15 protein-coding genes are annotated in these 16,336 nt (G+C 39.8%); 7 read left to right on the forward strand and 8 right to left on the reverse strand.

Translation table 11 applies throughout. From position 1 onward, the window contains the following. Nucleotides 1-23: 23 nt before the first annotated feature. The 6 genes from hflX to N6B01_RS15175 all read right to left on the reverse strand — a co-directional run bounded on the left by hflX (nt 24) and on the right by N6B01_RS15175 (nt 8,284). Nucleotides 24-1,319: a GTPase HflX gene (gene hflX / locus N6B01_RS06065; RefSeq protein ID WP_262080592.1), complete on the reverse strand. Its 1,296-nt coding sequence runs from the start codon at nt 1,317-1,319 to the stop codon at nt 24-26. Nucleotides 1,320-1,626: 307 nt separating this feature from the next. Next, nucleotides 1,627-2,007 (reverse strand): preprotein translocase subunit SecG, encoded by a 381-nt coding sequence (gene secG / locus N6B01_RS06070; protein WP_182419388.1) that lies wholly within the window; start codon nt 2,005-2,007, stop codon nt 1,627-1,629. Nucleotides 2,008-2,211: 204 nt separating this feature from the next. Continuing rightward, the gene (tpiA, locus tag N6B01_RS06075; RefSeq protein ID WP_262080388.1) at nt 2,212-2,973 is read right to left on the reverse strand and encodes a triose-phosphate isomerase; all 762 of its coding nucleotides are present in this window, start codon (nt 2,971-2,973) and stop codon (nt 2,212-2,214) included. A gap of 524 nt (nt 2,974-3,497) precedes the next feature. After that, on the reverse strand, nt 3,498-6,002 hold the full coding sequence (gene torA, locus N6B01_RS06080) for a trimethylamine-N-oxide reductase TorA (RefSeq protein ID WP_182419390.1): 2,505 nt from the start codon (nt 6,000-6,002) through the stop codon (nt 3,498-3,500). 9 nt (nt 6,003-6,011) lie between these two features. Next, complete coding sequence (locus N6B01_RS06085) at nt 6,012-6,677, reverse strand: TorD/DmsD family molecular chaperone (RefSeq protein WP_262080390.1); 666 nt, start codon at nt 6,675-6,677, stop codon at nt 6,012-6,014. After that, complete coding sequence (locus tag N6B01_RS15175; protein WP_315973326.1) at nt 6,677-8,284, reverse strand: c-type cytochrome; 1,608 nt, start codon at nt 8,282-8,284, stop codon at nt 6,677-6,679. Before N6B01_RS15175 ends, N6B01_RS06085 begins: the two co-directional genes overlap by 1 nt. 750 nt (nt 8,285-9,034) lie before the next feature. Here N6B01_RS15175 and N6B01_RS06095 point away from each other — a divergent pair. From N6B01_RS06095 to lpxB, 7 genes are all read left to right on the forward strand, one after another. After that, the gene (locus N6B01_RS06095; RefSeq protein ID WP_182419393.1) at nt 9,035-9,418 is read left to right on the forward strand and encodes a hypothetical protein; all 384 of its coding nucleotides are present in this window, start codon (nt 9,035-9,037) and stop codon (nt 9,416-9,418) included. Nucleotides 9,419-9,720: 302 nt separating this feature from the next. Then, nucleotides 9,721-10,446, forward strand: a complete 726-nt coding sequence (pyrH, locus tag N6B01_RS06100) for a UMP kinase (protein ID WP_182419394.1) — start codon at nt 9,721-9,723, stop codon at nt 10,444-10,446. Between the two features lie 32 nt (nt 10,447-10,478). Further along, nucleotides 10,479-11,039, forward strand: coding sequence for a ribosome recycling factor (gene frr / locus N6B01_RS06105; protein WP_182419395.1), 561 nt, complete (start codon nt 10,479-10,481; stop codon nt 11,037-11,039). A 326-nt stretch (nt 11,040-11,365) separates the two neighbouring features. Continuing rightward, nucleotides 11,366-12,085: an isoprenyl transferase gene (locus N6B01_RS06110; RefSeq protein ID WP_262080392.1), complete on the forward strand. Its 720-nt coding sequence runs from the start codon at nt 11,366-11,368 to the stop codon at nt 12,083-12,085. A gap of 168 nt (nt 12,086-12,253) precedes the next feature. Beyond that, the gene (locus N6B01_RS06115) at nt 12,254-13,087 is read left to right on the forward strand and encodes a phosphatidate cytidylyltransferase (protein WP_262080393.1); all 834 of its coding nucleotides are present in this window, start codon (nt 12,254-12,256) and stop codon (nt 13,085-13,087) included. Nucleotides 13,088-13,159: 72 nt separating this feature from the next. Then, on the forward strand, nt 13,160-13,402 hold the full coding sequence (locus N6B01_RS06120; RefSeq protein WP_262080395.1) for a hypothetical protein: 243 nt from the start codon (nt 13,160-13,162) through the stop codon (nt 13,400-13,402). Between the two features lie 132 nt (nt 13,403-13,534). Continuing rightward, nucleotides 13,535-14,689, forward strand: coding sequence for a lipid-A-disaccharide synthase (gene lpxB, locus N6B01_RS06125; RefSeq protein WP_262080397.1), 1,155 nt, complete (start codon nt 13,535-13,537; stop codon nt 14,687-14,689). A gap of 178 nt (nt 14,690-14,867) precedes the next feature. Here the strand turns inward: lpxB and N6B01_RS06130 are convergent, their stop codons facing one another. Together N6B01_RS06130 and N6B01_RS06135 are read right to left on the reverse strand one after the other, a co-directional pair. Beyond that, the gene (locus tag N6B01_RS06130) at nt 14,868-15,731 is read right to left on the reverse strand and encodes a 23S rRNA (adenine(2030)-N(6))-methyltransferase RlmJ (RefSeq protein ID WP_262080399.1); all 864 of its coding nucleotides are present in this window, start codon (nt 15,729-15,731) and stop codon (nt 14,868-14,870) included. Between the two features lie 146 nt (nt 15,732-15,877). After that, nucleotides 15,878-16,291, reverse strand: a complete 414-nt coding sequence (locus tag N6B01_RS06135) for a cytochrome c oxidase assembly factor Coa1 family protein (protein ID WP_182419401.1) — start codon at nt 16,289-16,291, stop codon at nt 15,878-15,880. Nucleotides 16,292-16,336: the final 45 nt, after the last annotated feature.

Genomic DNA, 16,336 nt, shown 5'->3' on the forward strand with positions numbered 1-16,336 from the left:
GACAATGCTCTATGTGCTAGGGCTTAACTGACGTTAAGTCTTTCTCGTCTTATTTTGAATGCCTCATGCGCGGAATTTGACAAATCGACGCTAATTTCAACGCTACCATCTTCAAGATCTTTACGTTGTTGGTTGCGCCCATTGCGATAAAGCCAATCCAACAGCACCAATTCATTTGAATTTAAATGCAAACTAATGTGCTCTATTTTGCCAGATATGCGCTGTTCAATAAGCGTGGTCAGCTCATCAATACCAGTACCATCAATTGCTGATAGTGGAATGCTAGGTAAAATTGCCGTTTGGGCTGTTTGCTGCAACTGTTCTTGAGCCGCAACCTCTAGCCTATCCACCTTATTCCAAACTTCAATCACGCGTTTAGGGTCATCAACCTCAACACCAAGACCTTTAAGAATATCCAAGACATCTTGGCGGTGGATAGCATTATCTGGATCAGACATATCGCGGACATGAAGAATAATATCAGCTTCAATCACCTCTTCCAGAGTTGCCCTAAATGCCGCCACCAAATGGGTTGGCAAATTAGAAATAAAGCCCACCGTATCGGATAAGATAACCGTATCACCATGCGGAAACTTTATGCGCCGCAATGTTGGATCAAGCGTTGCGAATAGCATATCCTTGGCCAAAACATCAGCACCAGTAATGCGATTAAACAATGTTGATTTACCCGCATTGGTGTAACCAACCAATGCAACGACTGGATGAGGTGTCTTTTTACGTTTGGCACGATGCAATTCGCGTGTCTTGACCACCTTTTCAAGATCACGCTTTAAACGTGTAATTTTATCCTGTAATAAACGTCTATCAGCTTCGATCTGGGTTTCACCTGGCCCACCCAAAAAGCCGCCACCGCCGCGTTGCCGCTCCAAGTGAGTCCAACTGCGAACAAGACGCCCCTTTTGATAATTTAAGTGGGCAAGTTCAACCTGTAGCGTTCCTTCACGAGTGCGCGCTCGTTCACCAAAAATTTCAAGAATAAGACCAGTACGATCGATAACTTTACAATTCCAAGCTTTTTCAAGGTTGCGTTGCTGAACAGGCGTCAAACTATAATCAACAATTGCCAAGCCTATTTCATTTTCTGCTATAATTTCGCCAAGCTCATCCACCTTACCACTGCCAAGCAGGGTTGCAGGTTTAACCTGACTTAGCGTAACAGTCTGCTGCACCACTACATCAAGATCAATGGCTCGCGCAAGCCCCAAAGCTTCTTCAACCCGTGCAGATATACTGCGACTGGGCATATTTTCCGTTAGTCGATCTTCTTTTACCACCGGCACAACAACAAGACTGCGCATAGCTATGGGTTGATGATCTACTAATTTATGTTCAATAACTGTTTCTTTTTCCAAGGATAATCTTTTTCGCCTAGCGATGTTTGTGTTTTAAATTGGACAAAGCTTTTATTAAAAAACATTCCCAATTCAATCTTGATGATTATAAATGATAGTAACTCTTTATATATAAATTTAACTTGCACTTTTACAAGTGACCTCACAGCTGCTCAAGCCATATTGAGCCATATTTTAAGCTAAATAGCAATCAGCAAATAAAAAAGCCCCTGCTAGAAAACAAGGGCTTTTACATTCATCATAATTTTCTAAATTAGTTGGTTGGTACTTCTGACGAAGATGACGGTGTATTGAGTGGTGCAACTGTAGCTGGTGCATCAATACCTGTAGGCACGCCATTATTTGTTGGAGCAACTGGAGTGGGAGCACTGCTAGCTGGAGGAACATTGTCAAGAATTGATGTGGGAGTATGATTAGATACCGACTGTAATACTGTTAAGATGATGGACGTTAAAAAGAAACACCCAGCAAGAATTGCAGTAAAGCGGGTTAAGGCATTTTTTGTGCCACGTGCGGTCATAAAACCAGAACCACCACCTATACCAAGACCACCGCCCTCAGAACGTTGGATCAATATAACCCCAACAAGGGCAATAACAATCAGAAGGTGGATAACGATGACAACTGTCTGCATTGGTCCTGTCTTTCATGCAAGTTTGCCTCACTATAAATTGGGAGGCGGCTTTAATTATTATAACGAGAATAGGAATACTATCAGTATCCCCAATACATATCTTGCAGTGTGTACACGCAAAACAACAATAATCCAAGAAAAATATCAAAAAACTTGATAAGTTTCTTGGATTAACGTTGTTAATAGATAGCTAATAACAGCCTATCACTTTCGTCCAGCATTGCAAATTGCAAGAAAATCACCAGCTTTTAAACTAGCACCGCCGACAAGCGCGCCATTAACATTATCAACAGCTAGCAAAGTCGCCGCATTGTCAGGCTTCACTGAGCCGCCATAAAGGATGCGTATTTGATTGGCATTTTCGCCATAGCGCTTTACTAGAACATTGCGGATAAAGCCATGCATTTCCTCAACGTCAGCAATAGTTGGTATTTTACCAGTACCAATTGCCCAAACTGGCTCATAGGCGACGATCGTATCACTATCGCTAATTTTATCAGGTAGTGAACCAGCTAATTGGCTTTCAACTACTGAAAGTGCAGTACCATTTTCGCGCTCTTCTAACTTTTCACCCACGCAAACCACCGCGACCAAATTAGCACGGTGAGCAGCTTCCGTTTTTTTGCGGACAATTTCATCACTTTCATGGTGATATTCGCGCCGCTCCGAATGGCCAACAATTACAAAAGACGCACCTGCATCCTTAATCATCGGCGCGGAGACATCACCCGTATATGCACCAGTATCTAGCGTATGACAGTCTTGCCCACCTAAAGATAATACCTCACCCGACAAAATGTCATGGGCTCTAGAAATAAGTGTTGCTGGAACACAAATCAATGCATCAAAGCCACTACCCAGATCAGAACTTAAACCAACAGCGATAGCTCGCAACTCAGAGAGCGATTCGCTTGTGCCATGCATTTTCCAATTGCCTGCAATTAGCGGACGAATGGTAGTAGTCATTTTTTTCTCCCTTGGACCTTTTGCCAAATAGCGCAAATGGACTATGCTACGTCAGTGTGGATATGAGTTTAACCGTAAACCGCTACAATCATAAAAAGTAGACATATGATATCAGCTAATATTTTACTGTCTATGAATCATTTAAATTTCAATAAAGCCCAATTATGTTTTTGACACAAGGGCAGGCTATTATTTTTCTCAAAGCTTTTTTAATAATTGTTTATTTCAATCATCACAGCATGAAAATTGAGAGCTACATGAATTAATTTTCATCAAGTAAATAACTAAAGACAATTAAAATTGGATTATCAAATAGTATTTAAAGCAAAATCGAACTTTGATTTATTTAAATCTGCCCGTTAACGTGCCCCTCCTTCCATAAGAAAAATTAAATAAACCAATTTTTCGCAATCAAATCTTGTTTAGCTTAAAATATTCGCAGTAGTGAATTTTATACTTACTAAATGGGGGCATTGATTTTCAGATAAAAATCAATGCCCCTATTTTTTTAACTATTTTTTCGTTTAGCTTGCTTTTCTAGGCTCAACAAAGACATCGACTGTCGGAATTTCACCATGAAATTTCTCAATTTCAACAACTGCCGTTTGCCCGCAATTAGCTTGAGCCAATTTTGATGTAGCAATACCAGTCGTCAAATTATTAACATCACCGTAACGACAAAGGGTTTTTGCCTCACGTGGATTAGCTGGATCATACCACCCTCCCTCATTGATGCGGATAACACCAGGGCGAATAACATCGGTAATTTTAATGCCAACAAGAATTTGGCCGCGATCATTGAAAGCGCGAGCAATATCGCCATCTTTCAAACCACGCTCAGCTGCATCCTTGGGATTAATCCAACAAGGCTCACGTCCACCAACCGCATATTCATCACGTAGTTTGGTGCCACATAATTGCGAATGGAGACGATAAATCGGATGATTAGAAGCAATATGAAGCGGATATTTGGTTGTAGGCCCATCCAAACGCTCAATTGGCTCCATCCATGTTGGATGGGGAGGACAATCATCATATTGCATTTTTTCAATATTAAGAGAAAAAATTTCAATTTTACCAGACGGTGTACCCAAGGCATTTAACAATGGGTCTTCACGGAATGCGCCATAACGAACAAATTGTTTTTGAGCGTCTTTAATTGGAAAACCAAGAGCCTCATCACTTTCCCAAAACACATCAAAAATCGGCATTTCCATACCTTTGGCACGAGATTCAATGCGAGCTGCTTCATAAAAGTTACGAATCCACTCCATTTCTGTTAAGCCCTCAGTAAATTCCTGACGCTTACCTAATCGCTCGCAAATATCTGCAAGGACATCAAAATCTGCGCGAGCCTCATACATGGGTTCTACAAGTTTTTTCATAGGAACAATATGGCTAAGGCCATAATCGCCCATTTGCTCTATATCATTGCGTTCATAGGATGTTGTCACGGGCAAAACAATATCTGCGTGACGAGCTGATGCGGTCCATTGAAAATCTTGAACAACAAAAGTATCAAGTTTCTTCCAAGCCTCAACCATTTCATTACGATCTTGTTGGTGAGAAAATGGATTGCCACCCGCCCAATAAACCATATGCAATTCGGGTAAAACAATATCAGAACCGTTATATTTAATTGTTTTACCTGGATTAAGCAGGGATTCGACAACACGACAAACAGGAATAGCATTCGACTTTGGTTGGCAAGCCGAATTGGTTGCCCCGGGGGCGCATCCTGGGGGCAATTCAGTTAAAGGTGCCGCAGGACCATCAGTAATACCGCTAAGGATTGGACCGGTTGCAGTTGGAGTACCGGCACTACAATAGTGATAACTAAAGCCAAAACCTCCGCCAGGCAGACCAATTTGACCTAACATGGAACACAAGGTGACTAACATCCAGTGAGCTTGCTCGCCATGGTGTTGACGTTGAATTGACCAACCTGCAGCAATCATCGTACGATTCTTGGCAAAGTCGCGTGCTAAATCTTTGATAGTTGCAGCATCAATACCGCAAATTTCTTCAGCCCATTCCGCGGTTTTCGCAGTGCCATCAGTTTTACCAATTAAATAGTCCAAAAATTGTTCAAAACCAACGGTATATTTTTTTAAAAAGGCTTCATCATGCAGCTTTTCAGCGTAAAGGGTGTGGGCGATACCAAGCATCATAGCAACATCGGTTTGCGGACGCGGTGCGAGCCACTCACCTTCTAAAAACTGGCAAGTTTCTGTTTTGATAGGATCAATACAAATAACCCTAATACCAGCTTTCTTAACCTCTTCCAAACCAACAAAACCACCATGATCTGGTACAAGCCAACCAATCTGATTAGTGTTGACTGGATTACAGCCCCAAAACACAATGGTTTTAGTATTTTCTTTTACAACATCCCAAGATGTGCATTGTTCATATACCTCTAGCGAACCAACGACATGTGGCATAATCACTTGCGCGGCTCCCGTAGAGTAATCACCAAGAGAATTAACAAAACCACCTGTTAATTTAAGCATACGACGCAATAATGTACGGCAGTTATGGAACTTCCCAACGCTTTTCCAGCCATATGAACCGCCAAAAATACTGGTAGGGCCATATTTTTCACGAACGCGTTTTAACTCCGCCGCAACCAAATCTAAAGCTTTATCCCAACTAACGCGAACAAAATCACCTGTCCCTCGTCCTGCTGGATCAGCGCCGGGCCCCTGCTCTAGCCAAGCACGACGTACCATGGGGTATTTAATCCGTGAGGGCGAATAAATCGAATCCATCATACCTTGTAACATCGGAGTTGGATGGGGGTCCTTTTCCCAAGGGATTACTTCTATCAACCGACCATTTTCAACTTGACCGCGAAAGACACCCCAATGGCTTGCAGACATTGTGAGTTTGTTTGCGGCTTGTGCTAAAGCCCCACGCGTAAACAATGCACCACTTGTTGTGCTTAACATTGCAAGCACTGCCGCACTTTTTAAAAATGAGCGACGGTTTAATGAAGTTTTTGTAACATTTTTATTGTCGAATGACATGGCATTCTCCTAATGTATTACTATATTTTCAGCCTGTAAATGGCTGTTTAATGAAGATAAATAGACTACTAGCAATGCCAATAGTTCAGCATAAAAGCTTGCATTAGCCTTTTCTCCTACAGCATCGCCCATCGCTGGAACCCAACTCATAAGGCGATCGACCAGATTTACGATAAAAGGACTATTTTGTTGCCGTAGTGCTTCGGCTAATGCAGCAAGTTCCAAAGCTAAATGATCCGCTGGCTCTTTACAGTTAGACGCAACGGACACGTCCAAGGCACCCAATATATTTAGCATTTCAACATAAGGCTGTTGAAATAGACGGCCTTGGGCATCCTTATAATAGCTTTCATAAGGAGGAACGGTATTGGGACCAGCAAAACCATCAAATAGTGCAACATATTGCCTTGAAAGTAAGTGCTGTAAAGCTTCAGGCGAATTAGATTGCAAACATTTGGTTAAAGAGCCAGTTAGTTTAGTTGCATTAAGACTGAGGCCTAGCTCTTCCAGAAATTCTGAAAGAGCATTGGTTTGATATTCAGCCAAAAGCTTTATATTTGGAGGGGCAATTAACAGATTAGAGAACCAATCCAAGATTGCAGCCCCCACCAAACATTCTTGTGCTTTTGCCTCTTCGCTATTATGGCAACCATTTTCGGTTAGCAAAGCAGTCATTAATGGGTGCTCCCACTTTCGTTGACATCTTTAGAATGATTTTGCAAATAACCAAGTAATAAACGATATTGATCTGGTGTCAGTGATGTGTACCGCTTCATCGCGTTCAAATTACCAATCCATTGGTTTGCCAAAAGATGATCCGCTTGTGGTAGCGCATGACATACACCACAACTAGAATTAAACATATCAGATGAATAAGCCCACATATTAGAAAGTGATGTATTTAGTCCCTGATTGGTTGTCCATAATTCCAAGTTTACGGGATACCAAGTCTGGTTAGTTTCTGCGTCAATATCAGCTGCACCGCGACTATAAGCTGCTATGGCTTTATCACCTAAGACGGCATACATAATGCGTTGGCCCTTTAGCGCATAAACTACTGACGGCGCACCATCCATTTGCCAACCATCAAGGCGAACTTTAATCTTATCACCTTTACGGTCAACCACGGTAAGCTTAGCTGTTGCAAGTAGTTTTCCATCTTCATCACCATTACCATTTTCGTCTAAATAAAATGGCTTGGTATTGACCGTATATAAAATATCAGCCTGGGCAACTTCATTGTCTGACGAGGTTGGCAGAACTGCATTTACCTTTGAAGTTTGCTTTAGCATAACAATTTGCGGTGTGCGGTTAGGCTCTGGTTGCCCTGGAGCTGGAAGATCAACACCTGGAATGGTTTTTAAATAGGCTGCCATAGCGCGTAAATCAGCATCTGGAAGTTGTTTTGTATTTTCGATAACTTCGGCCATATCTCCACCCGCAATCTTATTGATGGGGCTTTTTCCAGTTTTCAAGTAGCTGACAATGGAATTCTCAGGCCAGAATTTAATACCTGTCTCATCTTGGCTTATATTGGGAAAATGTCCCTTGCCATCTGGAGTTGGTCCACCACCATAGCGTAAGTCACTTTTAATTACACCCATAAAATTACGAGTCGAATGGCATTCGGCGCAATGCCCTGCACCTTCAACAAGATAACGACCGCGCTCAATTAATATTGCATCAGCCTTATCTGAAGCTGTATTTTTTTCAGGCGCTAAAGGCTGACCGTCAAGAAATGCAAGCCGCCATACACCGACACCGCGGCGCATAGTGAATGGAAATTTTAACTCGTGACCAGGAGCTTGTCCGGCCACTGGTTCTAAAGACTGTATGTAAGCAAACATATCACGCACATCATTAGCGGTGAGCCGTTGATACGAAGTGTAAGGAAATGCTGGATATAAATTTTGTCCATCTGGCATTATACCATTTGGGCCAACACCTTCACGAACAGCTTTGGTAAATTGGGCAAGTGTCCAATTGCCGATACCATCTTTTTTATCGGGCGAAATATTCGGCATATAAAAGCGACCGAATTCGGTGTCTAGTGCACGTCCACCGCCCAATTTTAAATGATTTTCTTGATTTGGTGTAGCGTGGCATGTAGCGCAATCGCTTGCAACAAAAACAACACGCCCATTTTCTAAATCTGGCGATGATTCATCCGCAACATCGCGAGTAGGATGGGTAAGTGACCATGTTATTGGTGATGTTAGGACAAAAAAGCCGATAACCCCTAATATAATAAGGGCTAAAAGCCAGCGGGTAAGCTTTTTCATGTTTTGGGCGTCCTTCTTTACGACATTGAAGCCGGGTTAAGAACCTCCCTCTTCTCAACTCTGCATAAATAGAAATAGACAAAAGTAAATTTACTATGCTGTAAGTTGTAGAACCATTTTGATTTATAGACAAGTAAAAATCTAAAAAAAATTAAAATTTTTAAATACAAAACTAAAAATAATTAAAAATACTAAAAGTGTTGTATATATAAACTATATAACGGTAAATATAAAAAATTTTTATACTTAAATTTAAATAGAATTAACAAATTTAAATCTTCAAACAAAAAAATAAAACTTGATTTTATTGTTCAAGATATTTCAAGAAATACCAACCAAACCACATTTGCATGCAATCGAGCGCTACTTTTGAGTTGCCTTTGATCAATTCTATACAAATAAAAATCAATCGACAAAATGACTTGAATCAATTTTTATGCAAATATATTAGAAAAAATAAATGTTACGGTGAATAATAACCCGACAATTAAGCTAGCTCATGATGCAAGATGCTTAAATTTCCAATCGCAAGCAAATTTAGCTTGAGGGCTAAAGGCATTTAAAGTCTTACCGAAAAAATACCTTTGGCATTCAAATTTTAATTGCAATTTAGCGGGATAAAGATATTTTGTTGCGACTGATAATAGGAAAATCTGACAATCACATTGATTTGCATGATAAGATTATTTAAATTGCACCATTATTTATGATGAGCCTTTCAAAAGGCTATTTCGAAACAGGGTTTTTAAAATGTATAATGTAACGCGCCTATTGACCTTTGGGGCTGCAATTTTTTCATTTGGTATTTTGGGTGGTTGCGTAACCAACACTAATGACGGATCTGGCAAAATCATAAAGCCTTTTACACCAAAAGCTTCATTAACTACGCCAGCCGCACAAGCCTGCATCAATGCTGCAGCGAATAAATACTATTTACCCACCAAAGTGATTAAAGCGCTTGATTCTGCAAAGGCACAAGATGGATCGACAGTTTTAACTTTGAAGGTAGATTTGCGCGATGCACGATGTGTGATTAACAGCAACGGCTCCGTTCGTTCCGTAGTTGATACAAGCCCTAAAAGCGCCGACCAAATAGAAGCTGAAAAGGCAGCAGCTGAAGGGCGCATTTTATAAGCCCTTTATTTAATATGACGCTGCCTTATTATAGCTAGAAACTAAAAGACAGACAGATATCAGAACCTTATTTGTATAAGGTTTTGATCTACTGTTTCGATAGAAAAATAGAAATAATCCTGAAGCATATTTGTGGTAATCATAGAAGTTGATTGCTAGTGATATATAATGTGATACAACCGAGTTAAGGTGGAAAAACCAAGGTCTAATACATCAAAATGGTCTATTTTGCATGTTGATTGGTGACAAATCAACATTGTTGGTGTATCGACAGCAAAAATTATATGCTGGAGAATTTTGATATGACACATAGCCCCCAATATAAACGGATTTTGCTAAAGGCATCGGGCGAGGCATTAATGGGGGGGCAGAGTTTCGGTATTGATGTATCTGTAGCGGATAGAATCGCAGCAGACATAAAAGATGCTCGCGATCTAGGAGTGGAAGTTGCTATTGTTATTGGCGGTGGAAATATCTTCCGCGGTGTCGCTGTTGCGTCACGTGGTGGTGATCGCGTAACTGGCGACCACATGGGGATGCTTGCAACAGCAATCAATTCTTTAGCCTTGCGAACATCTTTGACAAAAATTGGTGTTGATGCTGTTGTGCTTTCGGCTATTGCTATGCCTCAGATTTCTGAAAGCTTTTCACAGCGTAAGGCTATGGCTTACCTTAACTTAGGTAAGGTTGTGATTTTTGCTGGTGGTACTGGTAATCCATTCTTCACAACCGACACCGCTGCCGCGCTTCGCGCAGCAGAAATTGGTGCCGATGTGCTTTTAAAGGGTACGCAAGTTAATGGTATTTATACCGCAGATCCCAAGCTAGATCCAAATGCAACTCGTTTTGATCATTTAACCCATGATGAAGTTTTGCAGCGCGGTCTATCTGTTATGGATACGACAGCGGTTGCTTTAGCCCGCGAAAATAATATTCCGATTATTGTTTACTCAATTCACAATCGGGGCGGTCTTGCTGATGTACTCCGTGGAGAAGGTCAATATACGTTAGTTTCGGATGAAGTTTAAAACATCTAGCCTAGAAATTTAAGGAGAGTAAAATGAGTGACGCTATAAATATTGACGACCTTAAGCGCCGCATGGAAGGCGCCGTATCTTCTTTTAAACATGAGCTAGGAGGCTTGCGAACTGGTCGTGCATCTTCCAGCCTCTTGGAACCTATTACGGTTGTTGCTTACGGTTCAGCTGTTCCAATTAATCAGGTGGCAAATATTTCTGTGCCTGAACCACGTATGCTGTCAGTATCTGTTTGGGACAAAACCATGGTTGGTGCAGTAGAGCGTGCAATCCGCGATTCTGGTCTTGGTCTTAATCCAATTACCGATGGAACAAACCTTCGCATTCCCTTACCTGAGCTCAACGAAGAGCGTCGTCGTGAATTGGTAAAGATTGCCCATCAGTATGCAGAACAAGCTAAAGTAGCCAGTCGTCATGTGCGCCGCGATGGTATGGATGCATTAAAAAAAGCAGAAAAAGATGGCACTATTGGTCAAGATGACACTCGCTCTTTATCGGAACGCGTCCAAAAAATGACCGATGATACCATCTCAGAGATTGATAAGATTTTAGCGACTAAGGAAGCTGAAATTATGCAAGTTTAAGTTATTAACTTTAACTTATTATACTATTTTAATGGGTGGATATTATAAGTTTTAAAATTTAAGCGGTGGTCAAGTTAAAGGATAGGCTTGCACCACGGCTTTAATTTTAATGATAATATGGTTTTAATAATTGTTCGAGTATTAAATTTTCATATTATAATTTTAATATGCTCAATATCGGTCACTGTTTTTACTTCAGCTTATATCTTAATGTATAAAAAACAGCCTGATTGGAGTATTATTCACCTGCCCTTGCTATTTTATTTCTTATAAAATCTAAAATATTCAAATTCTTACATCTGTATATTTACAAAAAAGGTTATACCGTGCCAAGTCCCAAACATATAGCTATTATAATGGATGGAAACGGTCGGTGGGCCAAGGAAAGGAAGCTTCCGCGCGTAGCCGGCCATAAGGCTGGCGCAGAGACTCTTCGTAAAATTGTCGATCACGGTGACAAGATCGGTATAAAATGGTTAACATTTTTTGCATTTTCATCTGAAAATTGGTCACGCCCCAAAGATGAAGTGAGCCATCTTCTTTCTCTTTTAAAATATTTTATCCGTAGCGATATCAATAAGCTAAAGGCTAATAACGTACGCGTTCGGATTATAGGAGATCGTGACGGGCTGACCGCCGATATATTGTCTCTGTTAGAAGAGGCAGAAAAAACAACAGCCACAAATAATGGTTTGAATTTCGTTGTTGCATTTAATTATGGTAGTCGCAATGAGATTACACGCGCTGTAAAAAAGCTAGCAGAGCAAGTGAAGAAAAATATAGTACAGATTGAAGAAATAACTGAAGAACTCTTTACATCGCATCTTGATACTTTTTTTATGCCTGATCCAGATCTTATTATTCGTACAAGCGGCGAGATGCGCTTATCCAACTTTTTGCTTTGGCAAGCAGCTTATGCGGAATTAAGTTTTGTGCCGTGTTTTTGGCCAGATTTTTCCAGCGCAGATTTTGATGCAGCGATAGAAAACTATCAAAAACGCGATCGTAGATTTGGTGCCGTTTTACAAAATGATTTGATCCCTTGATTGAAATTGGATAAAGAAGATATAAGTTGAAGAACTCAATCGATAATCTATCCAATGATAATGTTCTAATTTCTTCTATGGGGAGAAAAACATTAGGATTATATGCCGAGGATAAAGAAGGGGCATAAGTAATATGCAAGCTCAATTTGTGTTATGCGGTGATGTTTAATGTCTAATTTACAGACCCGAATAATTACGGCTATAATCTTCGCGCTAATAACGCTTGTAGTTACCTTTTTGGGGGGCGTTTGGTTCTCTGTTTTTGCTTTTGTAATTGGCTTTGCAGTGCTGTATGAATGGCAGACAATTAGCAAGGTGAAGCAAAACAATTTAACAACGATGTTGGGCTGGTTATTTTATAGCATAATTTTTATCCTCGTTCTGTTTAAATTTGATATTTCATATATCTTTTCAGCAACAATATTATTTGCAATAATTTTAGCTTTTGCGTCACGGCAAAACGCAGGCTGGGTTGCGGGTGGCTTCTTATATGGTCTAGTCCCCGCTCTTGCACTCACATTATTGCGCGGCGATGAGCAAATGGGGTTTGGTGCAATTATTTTCCTATTTGCAATTGTATGGGGCACAGATATTGCGGCCTATTTCAACGGACGTGCACTTGGAGGGCCAAAACTTGCCCCAAGGTTTTCCCCCAATAAAACGTGGTCTGGTGCAGTTGGTGGCGCAGCTATAGGTGTTGCAGGTGGTGTATTAGTAGTGCTGCTATTGATTAAAAATTCACTAGTAATCAATATCGCGCCAACAGATTTCTGGGTACCTTTATTGGCGCTTATGCTTTCAATTGCTTCACAAGCTGGTGACATAGGTGAATCTTGGGTTAAGCGGTATTTTGGTGTTAAAGATTCAAGCAACCTACTCCCTGGCCATGGTGGTTTTATGGATAGAGTTGATGGTTTAGTTGCTGCTGCCGTATTATTATATATTATCGCCGCACTTTTTGCAGATCCAAGAGCGCCGGCGAATCTTTTCAATTTACTGTAAAGTTTGTAAATTATGATATCGTTGCGTCATAAATATTATGAATAATTTGTCCATCCGAAGAGAGGAAGTTTTATGAAATTACCCGTTCTTTTAGCTATTGGCAGTGCTTTTATAATGCTAAGCGGTTGCAGTAGTAACTCATCATCAGCCTTATTAACCAATAATGAAGCAAATGAAACCACCGGCTATTGGTATCTTGGCGATAATGGTCAGCGTCAATGGCGCACCTTTACTAATGAACCCAATAGCCAAGATAACGCTGTTAAAAATACAACAACCGGTATTCGTCCTTTTGGTAATGGTTCTGGTCGATAAATTTTCAATATAACTTTAAAAGTGCTAAGTTTTACATCATATATATCCAAGGATAAAAATTATAATCATCCTCCTTATTTGGAGGATTGTTCCATATATTTTATTCTAGTTTTTTAAGGTAATTTTCGCTTGATGACAAAAAAAATAAAGATTGCCATTGTTGCAGGTGAAGAATCTGGTGATTTACTTGGCGCGGATCTAATCGAGGTTTTGAAAAAAAAGATAAGTGGACAAATTGAACTCATCGGTGTGGGTGGGCAACACCTTGAAAAATTTGGTTTAAAAAGCTTATTTGACCCTGAAGATATTGCACTTATGGGAATTACTGCAGTTTTAAAGCAATTGCCGAAACTGTATTCGCACATTAAGAAGTTAGCTCAGTTTTTAGCAGACCAAAATCCTGACTGTTTAATCATTATTGATAGTCCAGATTTTACTCATCGTGTTGCTAAACGCGTACGCGCTTTAAATCCTTCAATTCCAATTATCAAATATATAGCCCCATCTGTTTGGGCATGGCGTCCGCAGCGCGCTAAGGAAATGCGCAGTTATATTGATCACGTCCTAGTTATTTTGCCTTTTGAACCAAAAGTAATGGAAATGCTTGATGGCCCACCTTCAACCTATGTTGGTCACCGGTTACTCTCATCCGCTTCTATCAACGATGTGCGACAGTTCCGTCAAACTAGGGTAACGGATGGAAAAAAACACGTTATTATTCTGCCTGGATCACGTCGTTCAGAGGTTCGTGCACTAATGCCAGACTTTGGTAGAGCAGTAAATGAACTATCGCAACGGGCGGATAATATTCGTTTTATATTGCCAACTCTGCCGAAAATTGAAAAAGAAGTGAGACAATTAGTATCTGAATGGGCTGTCAAACCCGATATTGTTGTTGGAGATGTTGAAAAATGGCAAGCATTTAAACAAAGTGATGTTGCCCTTGCTGCATCAGGTACTGTTTCATTAGAGCTTGCTTTATGTAATATCCCCACCGTTTTAGCTTACCGCGCCGATTGGTTTTCTAAAATGGTTGTACTACCGAAAATTACAATATGGTCAGCCGCATTACCTAATATTATCGCTGATGAACCTATTGTTCCTGAATATTTCAATGAATACATAAAGGTAGGAATGCTAGCAAGGCAGGTCGAAAGACACATGCATGATGGCCCTGCACAAAACGCTCAATTACTTGGCTTTAAAAAAATTTATAATATTATGAAAACAGAGCAGCCTTCAGGAGAAATTGCAGCTAATGTGATAATGAATTTTTTAAAATTGTAAGTTTGGTGTGGCATTCCTAATACCAATATTACAATTTTTTTAAATTAAACGCCATTGCTCTACAACAGCGTTTAATTATCATTAGCTAAAGTTTTATATAAAGCCAGCATTCTACATTTTCCACAACAACACGGATCGTTGATGGCTTAGGCAAAGCTAAAATACATCAGACTTAAATCTATTTTGGGCTATCTTCTTGTCTAATCCAACGACAAACCAAGTGAGCACCCGGACCACATCCTAATGAATCAACTAAAAACGGACCAAGCAATTTTATTTCGTTTTCTAATGTATATGGAGGATTGACTATAATCATTCCGGTACCATCCAAACTAGCAATGGATGATTGCTTGCGAATATGCAATTCTAAACGCAATATTTTGGGAATGCCTGTTTCATATAGCTGGTTACAAAATTTATTTACACTATTGAAATTTTTAACTGGATACCAAAAAGCATAGATACCATGTGAAAAACGCTTATTAGCCCTTACTAACCCATCCACTAATCGTTCAAATTCACCTTCTAATTCAAACGGAGGATCCACTAATACTAAACCACGTTTTTCTTTTGGTGGCAATTGCGATCCAAGTGCTAGCCAACCATTAAGATTTATGATCTTCGTTTGAAAATCACCATCAAAATGTGATTTTAAAATTCTATAATCATCGGGATGCAACTCTATCGCAGTCAAGCGGTCTTTTTGCCGCAAAAGCTTACGTATAAGTATAGGTGAGCCAGGATATTTTTGAAGAGTACTTTGCTGATTATTTAATTCTGCAATAATATCTAGCCATGGTTTCAATAAGGATTCGATATCAGGATCTATATCCTTATTAATAATCCTACCTATACCATCGCGCCATTCGCCTGTTTTTTGTGCGCGATCATCACTAAGCTTATAAAGACCAATACCAGCATGGGTATCAAGGACACGAAAAGCTTGATCTTTCTTTTTTAAATATTCAATAATGCGAGTAACAACAATATGCTTGAAAACATCAGCAAAATTTCCAGCATGATAAATATGGCGATAATTCATTTTTACTCATTAAAATTTTTGGGTTTATAATAAACCAATATATAGAAAAATATGGAATTTTTAGCATCTGATTAATTGATTTTAAATTAACTTGTTATGGCATTATAAAAAATCAAAGCAATGATACAAGCTTATTTCGTTAATTATCAATACCGTAAATCAACGACGGTTGTAGTTTCATTGCTGCGAAATAACATTCTACTATAATTCCATTCAGTTCCTTGCTTGGCGCCTACAATCAAAACAACTCCACTACCCTTCGGTCCTGAAAGTGGAATGGACATATCAATCATTCCCTGTTCATTTGGAGTAGGCATATTACCACCTACAAAAAAACCCGGCTCAATAGGCTCTCCTATTAAAGCGATAATCTCGCTATTTTTTTGTGCGGTTTGTAAGCCTAGCATATAAGGCTCAGATTTTTTTACTGCACCTACAACAAAATAGATAACAACGCAAATTACTAAAACAAAACCACCTATACAGCCAAGAATAATTGATAGTGGCAAAAACCACCCCTTATTTTTTGCCCACCAACCAAGCTGCTCAACATGAGACATTACAAGAGTTCCTATTGTCAATTAAAGTACTAATAAATGGGCAAT

The sequence above is a fragment of the Bartonella sp. HY406 genome, assembly GCF_025449315.1.
GTDB lineage: Bacteria > Pseudomonadota > Alphaproteobacteria > Rhizobiales > Rhizobiaceae > HY038.

Bases quoted from the DNA above. Each gene is read 5' to 3' on its own strand.
- hflX (WP_262080592.1), bottom strand. From the start codon at position 1,319: ATGCGCAGTCTTGTTGTTGTGCCGGTGGTAAAAGAAGATCGACTAACG.
- secG (WP_182419388.1), bottom strand. From the start codon at position 2,007: ATGCAGACAGTTGTCATCGTTATCCACCTTCTGATTGTTATTGCCCTT.
- tpiA (WP_262080388.1), bottom strand. From the start codon at position 2,973: ATGACTACTACCATTCGTCCGCTAATTGCAGGCAATTGGAAAATGCAT.
- torA (WP_182419390.1), bottom strand. From the start codon at position 6,002: ATGTCATTCGACAATAAAAATGTTACAAAAACTTCATTAAACCGTCGC.
- N6B01_RS06085 (WP_262080390.1), bottom strand. From the start codon at position 6,677: ATGACTGCTTTGCTAACCGAAAATGGTTGCCATAATAGCGAAGAGGCA.
- N6B01_RS15175 (WP_315973326.1), bottom strand. From the start codon at position 8,284: ATGAAAAAGCTTACCCGCTGGCTTTTAGCCCTTATTATATTAGGGGTT.
- N6B01_RS06095 (WP_182419393.1), top strand. From the start codon at position 9,035: ATGTATAATGTAACGCGCCTATTGACCTTTGGGGCTGCAATTTTTTCA.
- pyrH (WP_182419394.1), top strand. From the start codon at position 9,721: ATGACACATAGCCCCCAATATAAACGGATTTTGCTAAAGGCATCGGGC.
- frr (WP_182419395.1), top strand. From the start codon at position 10,479: ATGAGTGACGCTATAAATATTGACGACCTTAAGCGCCGCATGGAAGGC.
- N6B01_RS06115 (WP_262080393.1), top strand. From the start codon at position 12,254: ATGTCTAATTTACAGACCCGAATAATTACGGCTATAATCTTCGCGCTA.
- N6B01_RS06120 (WP_262080395.1), top strand. From the start codon at position 13,160: ATGAAATTACCCGTTCTTTTAGCTATTGGCAGTGCTTTTATAATGCTA.
- lpxB (WP_262080397.1), top strand. From the start codon at position 13,535: ATGACAAAAAAAATAAAGATTGCCATTGTTGCAGGTGAAGAATCTGGT.
- N6B01_RS06130 (WP_262080399.1), bottom strand. From the start codon at position 15,731: ATGAATTATCGCCATATTTATCATGCTGGAAATTTTGCTGATGTTTTC.
- N6B01_RS06135 (WP_182419401.1), bottom strand. From the start codon at position 16,291: ATGTCTCATGTTGAGCAGCTTGGTTGGTGGGCAAAAAATAAGGGGTGG.